Genomic DNA, 15,471 nt, shown 5'->3' with positions numbered 1-15,471 from the left:
CGGGACGCAGCTAGTCAGGCTAGCAGCGACCCCGCGACCGGCCCAAACCGGGCGCAGTCCCGTACCCGTGGGACCATGGAGCCTACGTATCGATCCGCGTCCACCCGAGACGAGACGCCGCGCGTCTCAAGAATCAGGACCCTGCGTGCCCGCGACCCCTCTCCATGTGCCCGAGCCGAGCCGTACGGACCCGGCGCTGCTCCGCAACTTCTGCATCATCGCCCACATCGACCACGGCAAGTCGACGCTGGCCGACCGGATGCTCCAGCTCACCGGAGTGGTCGACCAGCGGCAGATGCGCGCTCAGTACCTCGACCGGATGGACATCGAGCGCGAGCGCGGCATCACGATCAAGTCCCAGGCGGTCCGGCTGCCCTGGGCCCCCACCACGGGAGAGGGCCAGGGCACGACCCACGTCCTCAACATGATCGACACGCCGGGACACGTGGACTTCACCTACGAGGTCTCCCGTTCGCTCGCGGCCTGCGAGGGCACCATCCTGCTCGTGGACGCCGCCCAGGGCATCGAGGCGCAGACGCTCGCCAACCTCTACCTGGCGATGGAGAACGACCTCACCATCGTCCCGGTGCTCAACAAGATCGATCTGCCGGCCGCGCAGCCGGAGAAGTTCTCCGAGGAGCTGGCAAACCTCATCGGCTGCCAGCCCGAGGACGTCCTGCGCGTCTCGGCGAAGACCGGTGTCGGGGTGGACGTCCTGCTCGACAAGGTCGTCAAGGAGGTTCCGCCGCCGGTCGGCGTCAAGGACGCCCCCGCCCGCGCGATGATCTTCGACTCGGTCTACGACTCCTACCGGGGGGTCGTGACGTACGTCCGAGTCATCGACGGCCAGCTCAACAAGCGCGAGCGGATCCGGATGATGTCCACGGGCGCCGCCCACGAGCTGCTGGAGATCGGGGTCTCCTCCCCGGAGATGACCCCGGCCGACGGCATCGGCGTCGGCGAGGTGGGCTACATCATCACCGGCGTGAAGGACGTACGGCAGTCCAAGGTCGGCGACACGATCACCACCCTGAACAAGGGGGCGACCGAGGCGCTCGGCGGCTACAAGGACCCCAAGCCGATGGTCTTCTCCGGCCTCTACCCGCTGGACGGCTCGGACTACCCCGAGCTGCGCGACGCCCTCGACAAGCTCCAGCTCAACGACGCCGCCCTGGTCTACGAGCCGGAGACCTCCGCGGCGCTCGGCTTCGGCTTCCGCGTCGGCTTCCTCGGTCTGCTCCACCTCGACGTGATCCGGGAGCGGCTGGAGCGCGAGTTCGGCCTCGACCTGATCGCCACCGCCCCCAACGTGGTCTACCGCGTGGAGATGGAGGACGGCACGGAGCACACGGTCACCAACCCGAGCGAGTTCCCCGAGGGCAAGATCGACTCGGTGCACGAGCCGGTCGTACGGGCCACGATCCTCGCCCCGAGCGAGTTCATCGGCGCGATCATGGAGCTGTGCCAGAGCCGGCGCGGCACGCTGCTCGGCATGGACTACCTCTCCGAGGACCGCGTCGAGATCCGCTACACGCTGCCGCTCGCCGAGATCGTCTTCGACTTCTTCGACCAGCTCAAGTCCAAGACCCGGGGCTACGCCTCGCTCGACTACGAGCCCACCGGCGAGCAGACCGCCCACCTCGTCAAGGTCGACATCCTGCTCCACGGCGACAAGGTGGACGCGTTCTCGGCGATCACCCACCGGGACCAGGCGTACGCGTACGGGGTGCGGCTCGTCGCCAAGCTCCGCGAGCTGATCCCGCGCCAGGCCTTCGAGGTGCCCATCCAGGCGGCCATCGGCTCCCGGGTGATCGCCCGCGAGACGATCCGCGCCATCCGCAAGGACGTCCTCGCCAAGTGCTACGGCGGTGACATCTCCCGGAAGCGGAAGCTGCTGGAGAAGCAGAAGGAGGGCAAGAAGCGCATGAAGATGGTCGGCAGCGTGGAGGTCCCCCAGGAGGCGTTCATCGCCGTGCTCTCCAGTGACGACTCCGGCGGCAAGGCGAAGAAGTAGACGAAGTAACAGCAGCGGCCGTTCCGATGCCGGTCCGATGGCGCTACGGGCCCTCACACCGCGGTGTGAGGGCCCGTAGCGCCATCCGGGTGCCCCCCTAAGCCCCCGGAAAGCTCCCGAGAGCCCCCGCGCGGGCGCCGCTTCGTTATGAAGCGGCTGCTTACGGGCCCTTACGCGCCGGGCGGGCGGCCTCTACCCTGAGCGCAGATTCGTAGTTACTCGTCGGTTTAGTTAATCGCCGGTCGCAGCATTAGTTACTCGTCAGTCACAACTCAGTCAGCACGTCGGCAGCGCTGCCGCGGGCCCGGAGGATGCCGTGAGCGACACTCAGACCTTGATCGAGAACCGGCCGCCCTCCGTGGCGACCCTCTTCATTGAGCGCGTGGCGGCCACGCCGGACGCGGAGGCCTACCGCTACCCCGTCCCGGCCGTCGGCCAGGGCCCCGACGAGTGGCGCTCGCTGAGCTGGGCCGAGGCGTCGGAGCGGGTGTACGCCGTGGCCGCCGGGCTGATCGCGCTCGGCGTACAGCCCGAGGAGCGGGTCGCGCTCGCCTCCGCCACCCGTGTCGAGTGGATCCTCGCCGACCTCGGGGTGATGTGCGCGGGCGCCGCGACCACCACGGTCTACCCCTCGACCAACACCGAGGAGTCCGCGTACATCCTCTCCGACTCCGGGAGCCGGGTGCTGATCGCGGAGGACGCCGCCCAGCTCGCCAAGGCGCGCGAGCGCCGAGCCGAGCTGCCGCATCTCGCCCATGTCGTGGTGATCGAAGCGGCCGGCGCCGTGCCCGCCGAGGGTGACCCGGAGGACTGGGTGCTCTCGCTCGCCGATCTGGAGGCGCGCGGCACCGCGTATCTGGCCGATCACCCCAAGGCGGTCGAGGAGCGGGTCGACGCGATCACCGCCGACCAGCTCGCCACCCTCATCTACACCTCGGGCACCACGGGCCGCCCCAAGGGCGTACGGCTGGGGCACGACAGTTGGTCGTACATGGCCAAGGCGATCGCCGCCACCGGCCTGATCAACACGGACGACGTGCAGTACCTGTGGCTGCCGCTCGCCCACGTCTTCGGCAAGGTGCTGACGTCCGGGCAGATCGAGGTCGGCCACGTCACCGCCGTGGACGGCCGCGTCGACAAGATCATCGACAATCTTCCGGTGGTCCGGCCGACCTACATGGCGGCCGTGCCGCGGATCTTCGAGAAGGTCTACAACGGCGTCGCCGCCAAGGCACGGGCCGGCGGCCCCGCCAAGTACAAGATCTTCCAGTGGGCGGCCGGGGTCGCCCGCGAGCACGCCGTCGCCGCCCAGGACAACTTCCGCCGTACGGGCACGAGGAACGTGCCGTTCGCCCTCGGTGCCCGCCACAAGGTCGCCGACGCGCTCGTGTACAGCAAGCTCCGCGAGGCGTTCGGCGGCCGGCTGCGCGCCGCCATCTCCGGTTCCGCCGCGCTCGCGCCCGAGATCGGCTACTTCTTCTCCGGCGCCGGGATCCACATCCTGGAGGGGTACGGGCTGACCGAGACCAGCGCGGCCAGCTTCGTCAACCCGGGCGAGGCGTACCGTACGGGCACCGTCGGCAAGCCGCTGCCCGGCACCGAGGTACGGATCGCGGACGACGGCGAGATCCTGCTGCGCAGCCCGGGGGTGATGGCCGGATATCACGGGTTGCCGGAGAAGACCGTGGAGGTGCTGGAGTCCGACGGCTGGTTCCACACCGGGGACATCGGCGAGCTGTCCAACGACGGCTATCTGCGGATCACCGACCGCAAGAAGGACCTGATCAAGACATCGGGCGGCAAGTACATCGCCCCGGCCGAGGTCGAGGGCCGGTTCAAGGCGGTCTGCCCGTTCGTCTCCAACATCCTGGTGCACGGGGCCGACCGCAACTACTGCACGGCGCTGATCGCGCTCGACGAGCCGGCGATCCTCGGCTGGGCGGCCGAGAACGGCATGGCCGGCCGGCCGTACGCCGACGTGGTCGCCTCGGCGGCGGTCGAGCAGCTCGTCGACGGGTATGTGAAGCGGCTCAACGAGGGCCTGCAGCGCTGGCAGACCATCAAGAAGTTCCGGCTGCTCCCGCGCGATCTGGACATCGAGCACGGTGAGCTGACGCCCAGCCTCAAGCTCAAGAGGCCCGTCGTGGAGCGGGAGTACAAGAATCTGATCGAGGAGATGTACGAGGGCTCCCGCGAGGCCTGACGCGGGACATGACGTGCGGGGGCGGGGCCGCGAGGGCAGACTCGCGGCCCCGCCGGTCCGACGCCTTGCCGGTCCGACGCTTTGCCGGTCCGACGCCCCGCCGGTCCAGCGCCCCCTCGGTCCAGCGCCTTATCGGTCCAACTGCCTGTCGACTTACCGGCTCATCGATCTGCCGGCTCGCCGGCCTACCGGTCCCGCCCGCGCCGCAGTTCGCCCAGCGCGTCCTCGATCCGCTCCAAGTGGCGCCGCAGATCGGCCAGATGCTCCGGCGCGTCGCTCCGCAGCGCGTCCTCGATCTTCGCCAGCCGGCCGGCCACCTCCCCGAGCTGCTCCTGCTCGCGCGCCAGCGCCCGCTCCAACTGGCGGTTCTTGCGGTGCAGATCGAGGAAGACGCTGACCTTGGCCCGCAGCATCCACGGGTCGAACGGCTTGGTCAGAAAGTCCGCCGCGCCCGTGGCGTAACCCCGGTAGGCGTAACCGCTGTCGGAGCCAGGTCCGTTCAGGAAGATGATCGGGATGTCCTTGGCCCGGTCGAGCCGCTTGATCCGGTACGCGGTCTCGAAGCCGTCCATGCCGGGCATCCGGACGTCCAGCAGTATCAGCGCGAACGGCTGGCGCAGCAGTGCCTCCACCGCCTCCTCGCCGGAACGGGCCCGTACGAGCCGCTCGTCCAGCGAGGCCAGCACCGCTTCGAGCGCGGTGAGGTTGTCCTCCATGTCGTCGACGAGCAGAATGCCCGCGCGCTCCGTGCCGACCGCTGTGCCGTTCATGTGCTGATCATCCTTGTTGGTCCTTGTCCGGCCTGTGTCTTTCGGCCAGCGAGGCAAGAATGCTCTGTCCGGGGCTGTTTCGCACGCGGTTCCGGAGCTTTGGCCCGCACTCCGCGCCACCGCCGCGCCACCCCTACGGCGGCCGGTCCGCCCGCCCGTGCGGATCCCGCTGTCAAGGCCCGGGGGCAATCTCCGGCGACTTCCATGACTCGGTGCGTAGGAACGCCCTCCGTCTGTCACTCTGTCGGGATCGTAAGCGGCACAACGCCAGAACCGGATCAGGAGCCGCAGTGGGGCCCATTCCGATGCCGCGCGACACCCGCCACCGTCCGGCACCCCAGGTGCCGTTACGGAGGGACGCGCGGTCCATCTCCCGTACCAGCCTGCCCGGCAACCCGCTCGCACCGTCCGCCGCACGCCGCTTCGCACGCGCGGCGCTCGCGGACTGGACCAGCCTCGGGCTGCTCGCCACCTGCACCTACTGCCAAGGGGAGACAGGCTGCTCCCCGGGCACGCACAGCACCGATCTCCTCGCCGACGACGCCGTGCTGATCGTCGACGAACTCGTCACCAACGCGGTCGTGCACGCGGGCACCACCGTCGAACTGCTCTGCCGGCTCGAAGCCCCCTGCGAGGATCCCTCCGGGGACCTCGCGGGGGCACGGGCAGGCGACGAACCGGCCGCGCTCGTCCTCGAAGTCTCCGACCACCACCCGACGCGGTCCCTCCAGAGCGACCCGAACGGACCGCCGCCCTCCGGCACGCCCGAGTACGGCCGTGGGCTGCAGCTCGTCTCCGCGCTCGCCGAACGCTGGGGCATCACCTACCGTGCCGGCCTCAAGACGGTCTGGGCCCGGCTCCCCCTCGAAGGGCGGGAAGCAGGACCCGACGGCGGACCGGCCGAGCCCGCCCTGCGCCGCGGTCTGCGCGCCGCCGAGATCCTGGCCCCCGCACCCCGGCGTACGGTCCGCGACGAACCGGAGTGGGCCGGCGGAGGGGCCCTCTCCTTCCTCGCCGAGGCGTCCGAACTGCTCGCGGGACAGCTCGACGAGGACCTGGTCGCCGCGCTCGCCGGCCAACTGCTGGTGCCACGCCTGGCCGACTGGTGCGCGGTCTGGCTGGACGGCGACGGAGCACAGGCGGGCGCGGCGCCCCGGCTCGCCCGTGTCTGGCATGCCGACGAGTCCCGTATCGAGCCGCTGCGCGCCACACTGGCGAAGGAGCCGCCGCGGCTCCCCGGCCCGCCGCACGGCACCCCGGTGCCGGTGCCCTGGCCGGCCTTCGAGGGCGCGGTGGGCGACGGCGCGGCGCTCGCCTGCCGGCTCGTCGCGAACGGCCGCGCCCTGGGCACACTCCTGCTCGGGCGCCCCGGGCAGAGCGCCGTCCCCGACGCGGTGACCTCCCTCGTCGAGGACTTCGCCCGGCGCGTCGCCCTCGGTATCGGCGCGGCCCGCCGCTACACCCGGCAGGCCACCATCAGCCGCGTCCTCCAGCGCGGACTGCTGCCCACCCAGATGGCGCGCATACCCGGCGTCGCCAGCTCCCTCGTGTACGAACCGAGCGACGAGGGGCTCGCGGGCGGCGACTTCTACGACGTCTTCCCGTGCCCGCCCGGCGATCGCTGGTGCTTCATGCTCGGCGACGTCCAGGGCAGCGGCCCCGAGGCCGCCGTCGTCACCGGCCTCGCCCGCCCCTGGCTGCGGCTGCTCGCGCGCGAGGGGTACGGGGTCGGTCCGGTCCTCGACCGCCTCAACCGGCTGCTCCTCGACGACGCGACGGAGGCGGCCGAACCGGCGTCCCTGACGGCCGTCGGGGCGGCCGGCGGGCCCGGGGGGCCGCCCGGAGCCCTGGCGAGCCCTCCGGGGCCGCCCGAGGGCCGCCAGGCCCGCTTCCTGTCGCTGCTGTACGGCGAGCTGACGCCCCTGCCGGACGGCGGCGGCGTACGGTGCGTCCTCGCCAGCGCCGGCCACCCCCTGCCGCTGCTCCTGCGTCCCGACGGCACCGTGAGGACCGCCGCCGAGCCGCAGGTGCTGCTCGGGGTCGTGGAGAAGGTCGCGTACGAGAGCAGCACCTTCGACCTGGAGCCCGGGGACACGCTGCTCTGCGTCACCGACGGCGTCACCGAGCGACGCTCGGGCCGCCGGATGCTCGACGACGGCGACGGGCTCGCGCGGGCCCTCGCGCAGTGCGCCGGGCTGACGGCACAGGGGGTGGCGGAGCGGATACGGCGCGCGGTGCACGAATTCGCGGAGGCGCCGCCGGGGGACGACCTGGCGCTGCTGGTGCTCCAGGCGGAGTGATCACGGGCGGGCGGGGCGCGGCGGGCCGGGTGGAATCCAGCCCCGTCCAGCCCCGTCCAGCCCCGTCCCGCCCTTCCCCTCGCGTACGGGACACTGGGTGCATGCCTTCCGCACTGCCCGACGGTGACCCCATGCCCGAGACCGGAGCGCTGCCCCGGCACGCCCTGGCAGGAGCGGCGGACCGACCGCTCGGCTTCTACCTGCACGTTCCGTACTGCGCGACCCGCTGCGGCTACTGCGACTTCAACACGTACACGGCGACCGAGCTGCGCGGCTCCGGCGGAGTGCTGGCCTCCCGCGACAACTACGCTGACACCCTCGCCGACGAGGTCAGGCTGGCCAGGAAGGTCCTCGGCGACGACCCGCGCCAGGTCCGTACGGTCTTCGTCGGCGGCGGCACCCCGACCCTGCTCGCCGCCGGGGACCTCGTACGGATGCTGGGCACGATCCGTGACGAGTTCGGGCTCGCGGAGGACGCGGAGATCACCACGGAGGCGAACCCCGAGTCCGTGGACCCGGCCTACCTCGCCGCCCTGCGCGAGGGCGGCTTCAACCGGATCTCCTTCGGCATGCAGAGCGCCAAACAGCACGTCCTGAAGGTCCTCGACCGTACGCACACCCCGGGCCGCCCCGAGGCGTGCGTCGCGGAGGCCCGCGCCGCCGGGTTCGCCCACGTGAACCTCGACCTGATCTACGGCACGCCGGGGGAGACCGACACCGACTGGCGCGACACCCTCGCGGCGGCGGTCGGCGCCGGCCCCGACCACATCTCGGCCTACGCGCTGATCGTCGAGGAGGGCACCGGGCTCGCCCGCCGCATCCGGCGCGGCGAGGTCCCCATGACGGACGACGACGAGCACGCGGACCGCTACCTCATCGCGGACCAGGTGCTCGCGGAGGCCGGCTTCTCCTGGTACGAGGTGTCCAACTGGGCCACCACGGAGCAGGCGCGCTGCCTCCACAACGAGCTGTACTGGCGCGGCGCCGACTGGTGGGGCGCGGGCCCCGGCGCCCACAGCCACGTCGGCGGCGTGCGCTGGTGGAACGTGAAGCACCCCGGCGCGTACGCCCAGGCCCTCGCGGAGGGCCGCTCCCCGGGCGCGGGCCGCGAACTGCTCACCGAGGAGGACCGCAGGGTCGAGCGCATCCTGCTGGAACTGCGCCTGGCCGACGGCTGCGAGCTGTCCCTCCTCCGCCCGGCCGGCCTGACCGCCGCCGTCCGCGCCCTGGCCGACGGCCTGCTCGTACCGGAGCCGTACGAGGCGGGCCGCGCGGTGCTGACGCTGAAGGGCCGCCTCCTGGCGGACGCAGTCGTCAGGGACCTGGTGGACTGATCACCCGCCGGTGTGAATCCCCGCGGATTCGGGTGTGGCTGCTTAGGCTGTTCTCCTGCTCTGCCGCTAACAGAAGCGGCGGAATGTGGAGGCTCACGGAGATGACCGCTGTGGATGAGCGACCGATCACCGAAACCACCGCCGAGCGGCACGAGAGCTTGGAAGCTTGCTACAGGAGCCTTGAGGTTCCCGGGAAGCTCAAGGCGGAACTCCTCAGGGATGAAATCGTGATGATGGCTGGGCCCGACTGGGTCCATAACCTGATCGTGCTGTTCGTGGAACGGCAGATCCCGATCGACCACTGGTATCCGGTCCAGACCCAGGACCTCTCGATCCCGGGAGAGCCCGCCGAGCCACAGCCGGACCTCGTCGTGGTCGAGCACGGTGCTTTTGAGGGGCCGGGGCGCCTGGTTCCCGCCCCGGCCGTCACTCTGGTGCTTGAGGTCGTTTCCAAAACCAGCATCGACCGTGACTACGGCGTCAAGCGTTCGATCTACGCGGCGGGCCGTGTCCCGGCCTATCTCATCATCGACCCGACGGAGGCGCGTTGCGCGCTGCTCACCGAGCCGACCGGCAGCGGCGAAAACGCGGACTATCGAGTGGAGCGGACCGCCAAGTTCGGTGATCCGCTACCCCTCGACATGCTCGGGATCGAGCTCGACACCAGCAGGTTCGGGACTCTTCCCCCGGTCAGGACTCACCGCCGACCGTGACGAAGTCGATCAGCTCCTCCACCCGCCCCAGCAGCGCCGGCTCCAGATCCCGGTAGGAGTGCACCCGGGACAGGATGTGCTGCCACGCCGCCCCCGTGTTCGCTGGCCAGCCCAGCGCCTCGCACACGCCCGTCTTCCAGTCCTCACCCCTCGGCACCCTCGGCCAGGCCGCGATGGACACCGAGGACGGCTTCACGGCCTCCCAGACGTCGATGTACGGGTGGCCCACCACCAGGACGTCCGGCCCGGCCGCCGCCGCCGCGATACGGGACTCCTTCGAGCCGGGTACGAGATGGTCGACCAGCACGCCGAGCCGGGCGTCCGGCGCGGGGACGAACTCGGCCACCACCGCCGGGAGATCGTCGATGCCGCCCAGAAACTCCACGACCACGCCCTCGATGCGCAGATCGTCGCCCCAGACCTTCTCCACCAGCTCCGCGTCGTGCCGCCCCTCCACATAGATCCGGCCCGCCCTCGCCACCCGCGCGCGGGCGCCCGGCACGGCGACCGAGCCCGAGGCCGTACGGGCCGGGGCGGCCGGCCCGGCGGCGCCGGCGCCCGGACCGCCAGGGCGCGGCCGGACCAGCGTCACCGGCCGGCCCTCCAGCAGGAAGCCGCGCGCCACCAGGGGGAAGACACGGTGCTTGCCGAAGCGGTCCTCCAGGGTGACCGTCGGCCCCTCGGCGGTCTTCTCGCAGCGGATCACCGCGCCGCAGAAACCCGTCGTCACCTCCTCGACCACCAGATCGGTTTCGGCGGGGACCTCCGGCGCGGGCGTGGGCTTCTTCCACGGGGGCGTCAGATCGGGGCTGTAGCTGCGCATGCGGACGACGATAGGCGGGGCGTGACCGCGGGGCTACGAGGGCGCCCCCGAACCGCCGAACCGCGCGGCCAGCGCGTCGCGTTGCGCCCGTACGAACGCCGCGTCCACCACCGCCCCGTGCCCCGGCACGTACACCGTCCCGTCCCCGCCGCCCAGCGCCAGCAGCCGGTCCAGGGCGGCGGGCCAGCGCGCCGGGACCGCGTCGGGGCCCGCCTGCGGCTCGCCCGACTCCTCCACCAGGTCCCCGCAGAAGAGCACCGCCGGCCCACCGGGACCCCCCGCCCCGCCGCCCGCCCCGGGCACCAGCAGCGCCAGGTCGTGCGCCGTGTGCCCCGGCCCCGCGTTCGCCAGCACCACCCGCCGCCCGCCGCCCAGGTCCACCGTCAGCTCGCCGCACACCGCGTGCCCCGGCCGGACCAGCAGATCCACCGCCTCGGCCGCCTCCGCCTCCGCGACCCCCTCCCGTACCGCCTCCTCGTACAGACTCCCCGCGGCCCCCTCCCCGGCCAGCAGCTCCGCCAGACCGACCGCCCCGTACACCGCCACGCCCGAGAACGCCGCCGCCCCCAGCACATGGTCGAAATGCGGATGGCTGAGTGCGACATGTGTCACGCGCCGGCCGCCGAGCAGCGCCCGCGTCCCCGCCCGGAGTCCGGCGCCCTCCCACAGCGTCGACCCCGTGTCGTAGAGCAGCGCGCCCCGCTCCCCGACCACCAGACCGACGGTCGCGTCCCACCCCGGCAGGCGTCTGCGGCCCACTCCGGGCCCCAGCCGCTCCCACCCGTGCTCTTCCCAACGGACGTCCATACCGGGACGCTACGGGAGACCACTGACATCCGGCGCCGGGATCCGCCGGGATCCGCCGGGTAGCCTGGTCGGCCGCCCTTGCTCCGTGTACGCCTTACGGCCGTACACTGAACCGGGAGCCTCTGGCACTCCTCCGGAACGAGTGCCAACGGGCGCCGGCGAGTGCCACGGCGGGCGAAGGACGACGGACGACATCGGGAGGTGTGCGCCATGCTCAGCGAACGCAGACTCGAAGTGTTGCGCGCGATCGTCCAGGACTACGTCGGCACGGAGGAGCCGGTCGGTTCCAAGGCGCTCACGGAGCGCCACAAACTCGGCGTCTCCCCGGCGACCGTACGCAACGACATGGCGGTGCTGGAGGACGAGGGCTTCATCGCCCAGCCGCACACCAGCGCCGGGCGCATCCCGACCGACAAGGGCTACCGGCTCTTCGTCGACCGGCTGGCGGGGGTCAAGCCCCTGTCGCTGCCGGAGCGCCGCGCCATCCAGAACCTGCTGGACGGCGCCGTCGACCTCGACGACGTCGTGGGCCGTACGGTACGGCTGCTCGCGCAGCTCACCCGGCAGGTGGCCGTCGTGCAGTACCCCTCGCTGACCCGCTCGACGGTGCGGCACGTGGAGCTGCTGGCGCTCGCGCCCGCCCGGCTGATGCTCGTCCTGATCACGGACACCGGACGGGTCGAGCAGCGTCTGGTCGACTGTCCCGCGCCGTTCGGCGAGACCTCCCTCGCGGACCTGCGGGCCCGGCTCAACAGCCGGATCGTCGGGCGCCGCTTCGCGGACGTCCCGCAGCTCGTGCAGGACCTGCCCGACTCCTTCGAGCAGGAGGACCGGGGGACCGTGTCGGCGGTCCTCGCGACCCTGCTGGAAACCCTGGTCGAGGAGACCGAGGAGCGGCTGATGATCGGCGGAACCGCCAACATCACCCGCTTCGGACACGATTTTCCCCTGACCATCCGGCCGGTGCTGGAGGCGCTGGAGGAGCATGTGGTGCTCCTCAAGCTCCTCGGTGAGGCCGCGGACCCCGGCATGACCGTACGTATCGGGCACGAGAACGCCCACGAGGGCCTCAACTCCACGTCCGTCGTCGCGGTCGGCTACGGTTCGGGCGACGAGGCAGTCGCCAAACTCGGCGTGGTCGGCCCGACCCGCATGGACTACCCCGGAACGATGGGAGCGGTACGCGCAGTGGCACGTTACGTCGGACAGATCCTGGCGGAGTCGTAAGTGGCCACGGACTACTACGCCGTACTCGGCGTGCGCCGCGACGCATCTCAGGACGAGATCAAGAAGGCATTCCGCAGGCTCGCGCGCGAGCTGCACCCGGATGTCAATCCCGATCCCAAGACGCAAGAGCGCTTCAAGGAGATCAACGCCGCGTACGAGGTGTTGTCGGACCCGCAGAAGAAGCAGGTCTACGACCTCGGCGGCGACCCGCTGTCCTCCAGCGGGGGCGGTGGCGCGGGAGGGTTCGGAGCCGGCGGCTTCGGCAACTTCTCGGACATCATGGACGCGTTCTTCGGCACGGCGTCGCAGCGCGGCCCGCGGTCGCGGACACGGCGCGGCCAGGACGCGATGATCCGGCTGGAGATCGACCTCAACGAGGCGGCCTTCGGTACGACCAAGGACATCCAGGTCGACACGGCGATCGTCTGCACGACCTGCTCCGGCGAGGGCGCCGCGCCCGGCACCTCCGCCCAGACCTGCGACATGTGCCGCGGCCGGGGCGAGGTCTCGCAGGTCACCCGGTCCTTCCTGGGCCAGGTCATGACCTCGCGGCCCTGCCCCCAGTGCCAGGGCTTCGGCACGGTCGTACCGACGCCGTGCCCCGAGTGCGCGGGCGACGGCCGGATCCGTTCGCGCCGTACGCTCACGGTCAAGATCCCGGCGGGCGTCGACAACGGCACCCGTATCCAGCTCGCGGGCGAGGGCGAGGTCGGCCCGGGCGGCGGCCCCGCCGGTGACCTGTACGTGGAGATCCACGAGGTCCCGCACGCGACGTTCCAGCGGCGCGGCGACGACCTGCACTGCACGGTCACGATCCCGATGACGGCGGCGGCGCTGGGCACGAAGTGCCCGCTGGAGACGCTGGACGGCGTGGAGGAGATCGACGTACGGCCCGGCACCCAGTCCGGCCAGTCGATCCCGCTGCACGGCCGCGGCATCACGCACCTGAGGGGCGGCGGCCGGGGCGACCTGATCGTCCACGTCGAGGTGATGACCCCGACGAAGATGGACCCGGAGCAGGAACGCCTGCTGCGCGAACTGGCCCAGCTCCGCGGCGAGGAACGGCCCACCGGTCAATTCCAGCCAGGGCAGCAGGGGTTGTTCTCGCGGTTGAAGGACGCGTTCAACGGGCGGTAGGCGGGCCCCGCGGCTCCTGCCGCCCGTCCGGCCGGGCGGTTGCCCTCGGGCGAGCACAGTAGCCGGGGCCGTTCTCCCCGTTGAAGGAAGCCTTGAACGGGCGGCAGGACGGCCAGGCGTACGTGCCTGGACGCTGCCCTCGGCGGACGGTGCGGCGGGCCGGTCGGTCAGGGTTCGGGGGCAGGCCCCCGGGCCCCTCGTCCCGCCCTGCGCGGTACCGATTCGGAGGTGCCGTGGCCGACATGGCACCATGCGTGCATGTCCTCCGCACTGACCGATCTCTGCCGGTATCCGATCGTGCAGGCCCCCATGGCGGGCGGCGCGTCCTGCCCGCAGCTCGCGGCGGCCGTCTCCGAGGCCGGGGGCCTCGGGTTCCTGGCCGCCGGGTACAAGACGGTCGACGGCATGTACGAAGAGATCAAGCAGCTCCGGGGCCTCACCGGCCGCCCCTTCGGCGTCAACCTCTTCATGCCGCAGCCGCACTACGCCGACCACGCGGCCGTCGAGGTCTACCGCAACCAGCTCGCCGGTGAGGCCACCTGGTACGAGACACCGCTCGGCGACCCCGAGTCCGGGCGGGACGACGCGTACGAGGCGAAGCTCGCGATCCTGCTCGACGACCCGGTACCGGTCGTCTCCTTCACCTTCGGCTGCCCCACCAGGACGACCTTCGACGCCTTCGCGGGCGTCGGTACGTACACCGTCGTCACCGTGACCACGGCCGAGGAGGCCCAGACCGCCCAGTGGTCCGGCGCCGACGCCGTCTGCGTGCAGGGCATCGAGGCCGGCGGCCACCAGGGGACGCACCGCGACGACCCGTCCACCGACGGCGCCGGCATCGGGCTGCTCTCGCTGATCGCACAGGTCAGGGAGGCCGTCGAGCTGCCGGTCATCGCCGCGGGCGGGCTGATGCGCGGCGGCCAGATCGCCGCCGTACTCGCCGCGGGCGCCGACGCCGCGCAGCTCGGCACCGCGTTCCTCGTCTGTCCGGAGTCCGGGGCGAACGCTCTGCACAAACAGGCCATGACCAACCCGCTGTTCGTACGCACCGAGCTGACCCGGGCGTTCTCGGGACGGCCCGCCCGAGGGCTCGTCAACCGCTTCATGCGCGAGCACGGCCCGTACGCCCCGCCCGCCTACCCCGAGGTCCACCACCTCACCTCCGGGCTGCGCAAGGCCGCCGCCAAGGTGGGCGACGCGCAGGGCATGGCGCTCTGGGCCGGCCAGGGCCACCGGATGGCGCGCGAACTGCCCGCGGGCAAGCTGGTCGAGGTCCTCGCGGGTGAACTCGCCGCGACCCGCGCCTCGTTCATGCCCGGCCTGGGCAACGCGCCGTGACCGCTCCCGTCTTCGTCGTCGCCCCCGGCGCGCTGCGCGCGGGCACGGTCACGCTCGACGGGCCCGAGGGGCGCCACGCCGTCTCCGTACGGAGGCTGCGCGTCGGCGAGGAGATCGTCCTGACGGACGGCGCGGGCACCGGCGGTTACGGCACGGTCTCGGCGGTCGAGGGCAAGGACCGGCTGGACGTCGCGGTCACCGAGGTACGGACCGAGGCGGAACCCACGCCCCGGATCACCGTCGTCCAGGCCCTCCCCAAGGGCGACCGGGGCGAACTGGCCGTCGAGACCATGACGGAGACCGGTGTCGACGCCGTCGTCCCGTGGGCCGCCGCGCGCTGCGTCACCCAGTGGCGGGGCGAGCGGGGCGCGAAGGCGCTCGCCAAGTGGCGGTCCACCGCGCGCGAGGCGGGCAAGCAGTCGCGCCGGGTGCGGTTCCCCGAGGTCGCGGACGCCATGACCACCAAGCAGGTCGCCGCGCTGCTCGCCACGGCGGACTTCGCGGCCGTCCTGCACGAGGACCGCGACGCGGACAGCGCTGCGCTGGCCGCCGCCGAACTGCCGGTCGCGGGCTCGATCGTGCTGGTCGTGGGCCCCGAAGGGGGCGTGTCGCCCGAGGAGTTGACGGCCTTCGCGGCGGTGGGCGCGCGCCCGTACCGGCTGGGCGCCACTGTGCTGCGCACCTCCACCGCGGGAACGGCGGCCACGGCGCTGCTGCTGGGCCGTACGGGCCGCTGGTCCTGACCGTACGCCCGTACCGCCCGCGCGCTGCCACCCCGGTCCTGTCGGTGGCGCCCGATACGATG

At 72.0% G+C, this 15,471-nt stretch carries 12 protein-coding genes; 9 read left to right on the top strand and 3 right to left on the bottom strand.

The genetic code is table 11. From position 1 onward, the window contains the following. The first annotated feature begins 145 nt into the window (after window positions 1-145). Window positions 146-2,014 carry a translation elongation factor 4 gene (lepA, locus tag ACIQ7D_RS18785; protein WP_403938817.1) on the top strand — a complete coding sequence of 623 codons (1,869 nt, stop codon included), beginning with the start codon at window positions 146-148 and terminating at the stop codon, window positions 2,012-2,014. Window positions 2,015-2,330: 316 nt separating this feature from the next. Then, window positions 2,331-4,217, top strand: coding sequence for an AMP-dependent synthetase/ligase (locus ACIQ7D_RS18780; RefSeq protein ID WP_403938815.1), 1,887 nt, complete (start codon window positions 2,331-2,333; stop codon window positions 4,215-4,217). Between the two features lie 185 nt (window positions 4,218-4,402). On the opposite strand, the gene ACIQ7D_RS18775 is transcribed toward ACIQ7D_RS18780, so the two are convergent. Further along, window positions 4,403-4,987, bottom strand: coding sequence for a two-component system response regulator (locus ACIQ7D_RS18775; RefSeq protein WP_384990570.1), 585 nt, complete (start codon window positions 4,985-4,987; stop codon window positions 4,403-4,405). 305 nt (window positions 4,988-5,292) lie between these two features. Here ACIQ7D_RS18775 and ACIQ7D_RS18770 point away from each other — a divergent pair, with 305 nt between their 5' ends. The 3 genes from ACIQ7D_RS18770 (at window position 5,293) to ACIQ7D_RS18760 (ending at window position 9,334) form a co-directional block, all read left to right on the top strand. Then, a complete protein-coding gene (locus tag ACIQ7D_RS18770; protein WP_403938868.1) occupies window positions 5,293-7,287 on the top strand; it encodes a SpoIIE family protein phosphatase in 1,995 nt (664 codons plus the stop codon). A 101-nt stretch (window positions 7,288-7,388) separates the two neighbouring features. Continuing rightward, complete coding sequence (gene hemW, locus ACIQ7D_RS18765) at window positions 7,389-8,621, top strand: radical SAM family heme chaperone HemW (protein WP_403938814.1); 1,233 nt, start codon at window positions 7,389-7,391, stop codon at window positions 8,619-8,621. Window positions 8,622-8,722: 101 nt separating this feature from the next. After that, window positions 8,723-9,334: a Uma2 family endonuclease gene (locus ACIQ7D_RS18760; RefSeq protein ID WP_403938812.1), complete on the top strand. Its 612-nt coding sequence runs from the start codon at window positions 8,723-8,725 to the stop codon at window positions 9,332-9,334. Here the strand turns inward: ACIQ7D_RS18760 and ACIQ7D_RS18755 are convergent. Both ACIQ7D_RS18755 and ACIQ7D_RS18750 read right to left on the bottom strand, forming a co-directional pair. Beyond that, window positions 9,312-10,157 carry a DUF3097 domain-containing protein gene (locus ACIQ7D_RS18755; protein ID WP_403938811.1) on the bottom strand — a complete coding sequence of 282 codons (846 nt, stop codon included), beginning with the start codon at window positions 10,155-10,157 and terminating at the stop codon, window positions 9,312-9,314. The genes ACIQ7D_RS18760 and ACIQ7D_RS18755 overlap by 23 nt on opposite strands. Window positions 10,158-10,190: 33 nt before the next feature. Continuing rightward, the gene (locus ACIQ7D_RS18750) at window positions 10,191-10,964 is read right to left on the bottom strand and encodes an MBL fold metallo-hydrolase (RefSeq protein ID WP_403938809.1); all 774 of its coding nucleotides are present in this window, start codon (window positions 10,962-10,964) and stop codon (window positions 10,191-10,193) included. Between the two features lie 210 nt (window positions 10,965-11,174). Here ACIQ7D_RS18750 and hrcA point away from each other — a divergent pair, with 210 nt between their 5' ends. From hrcA to ACIQ7D_RS18730, 4 genes are all read left to right on the top strand, one after another. Beyond that, window positions 11,175-12,191 carry a heat-inducible transcriptional repressor HrcA gene (gene hrcA, locus ACIQ7D_RS18745; protein WP_329827165.1) on the top strand — a complete coding sequence of 339 codons (1,017 nt, stop codon included), beginning with the start codon at window positions 11,175-11,177 and terminating at the stop codon, window positions 12,189-12,191. After that, window positions 12,192-13,328: a molecular chaperone DnaJ gene (dnaJ, locus tag ACIQ7D_RS18740; protein WP_384990559.1), complete on the top strand. Its 1,137-nt coding sequence runs from the start codon at window positions 12,192-12,194 to the stop codon at window positions 13,326-13,328. Window positions 13,329-13,586: 258 nt separating this feature from the next. Next, the gene (locus tag ACIQ7D_RS18735) at window positions 13,587-14,666 is read left to right on the top strand and encodes a nitronate monooxygenase (protein ID WP_403938807.1); all 1,080 of its coding nucleotides are present in this window, start codon (window positions 13,587-13,589) and stop codon (window positions 14,664-14,666) included. Beyond that, on the top strand, window positions 14,663-15,409 hold the full coding sequence (locus ACIQ7D_RS18730; protein WP_403938805.1) for a 16S rRNA (uracil(1498)-N(3))-methyltransferase: 747 nt from the start codon (window positions 14,663-14,665) through the stop codon (window positions 15,407-15,409). The genes ACIQ7D_RS18735 and ACIQ7D_RS18730 overlap by 4 nt, the downstream gene beginning before the upstream one ends. The last annotated feature ends 62 nt before the right edge of the window (window positions 15,410-15,471 follow it).

Source organism: Streptomyces sp. NPDC096310, assembly GCF_044763125.1.
Classification (GTDB): domain Bacteria; phylum Actinomycetota; class Actinomycetes; order Streptomycetales; family Streptomycetaceae; genus Streptomyces.
This window is presented reverse-complemented; position numbering and strand designations above follow the sequence as displayed.

What these genes read in the sequence shown, in the direction of transcription:
- ACIQ7D_RS18775 (WP_384990570.1), bottom strand. Translation starts at nt 4,987, where the DNA reads ATGAACGGCACAGCGGTCGGCACGGAGCGCGCGGGCATTCTGCTCGTC.
- ACIQ7D_RS18760 (WP_403938812.1), top strand. Translation starts at nt 8,723, where the DNA reads ATGACCGCTGTGGATGAGCGACCGATCACCGAAACCACCGCCGAGCGG.
- hrcA (WP_329827165.1), top strand. Translation starts at nt 11,175, where the DNA reads ATGCTCAGCGAACGCAGACTCGAAGTGTTGCGCGCGATCGTCCAGGAC.
- ACIQ7D_RS18735 (WP_403938807.1), top strand. Translation starts at nt 13,587, where the DNA reads ATGTCCTCCGCACTGACCGATCTCTGCCGGTATCCGATCGTGCAGGCC.
- ACIQ7D_RS18755 (WP_403938811.1), bottom strand. Translation starts at nt 10,157, where the DNA reads ATGCGCAGCTACAGCCCCGATCTGACGCCCCCGTGGAAGAAGCCCACG.
- ACIQ7D_RS18750 (WP_403938809.1), bottom strand. Translation starts at nt 10,964, where the DNA reads ATGGACGTCCGTTGGGAAGAGCACGGGTGGGAGCGGCTGGGGCCCGGA.
- hemW (WP_403938814.1), top strand. Translation starts at nt 7,389, where the DNA reads ATGCCTTCCGCACTGCCCGACGGTGACCCCATGCCCGAGACCGGAGCG.
- ACIQ7D_RS18770 (WP_403938868.1), top strand. Translation starts at nt 5,293, where the DNA reads ATGCCGCGCGACACCCGCCACCGTCCGGCACCCCAGGTGCCGTTACGG.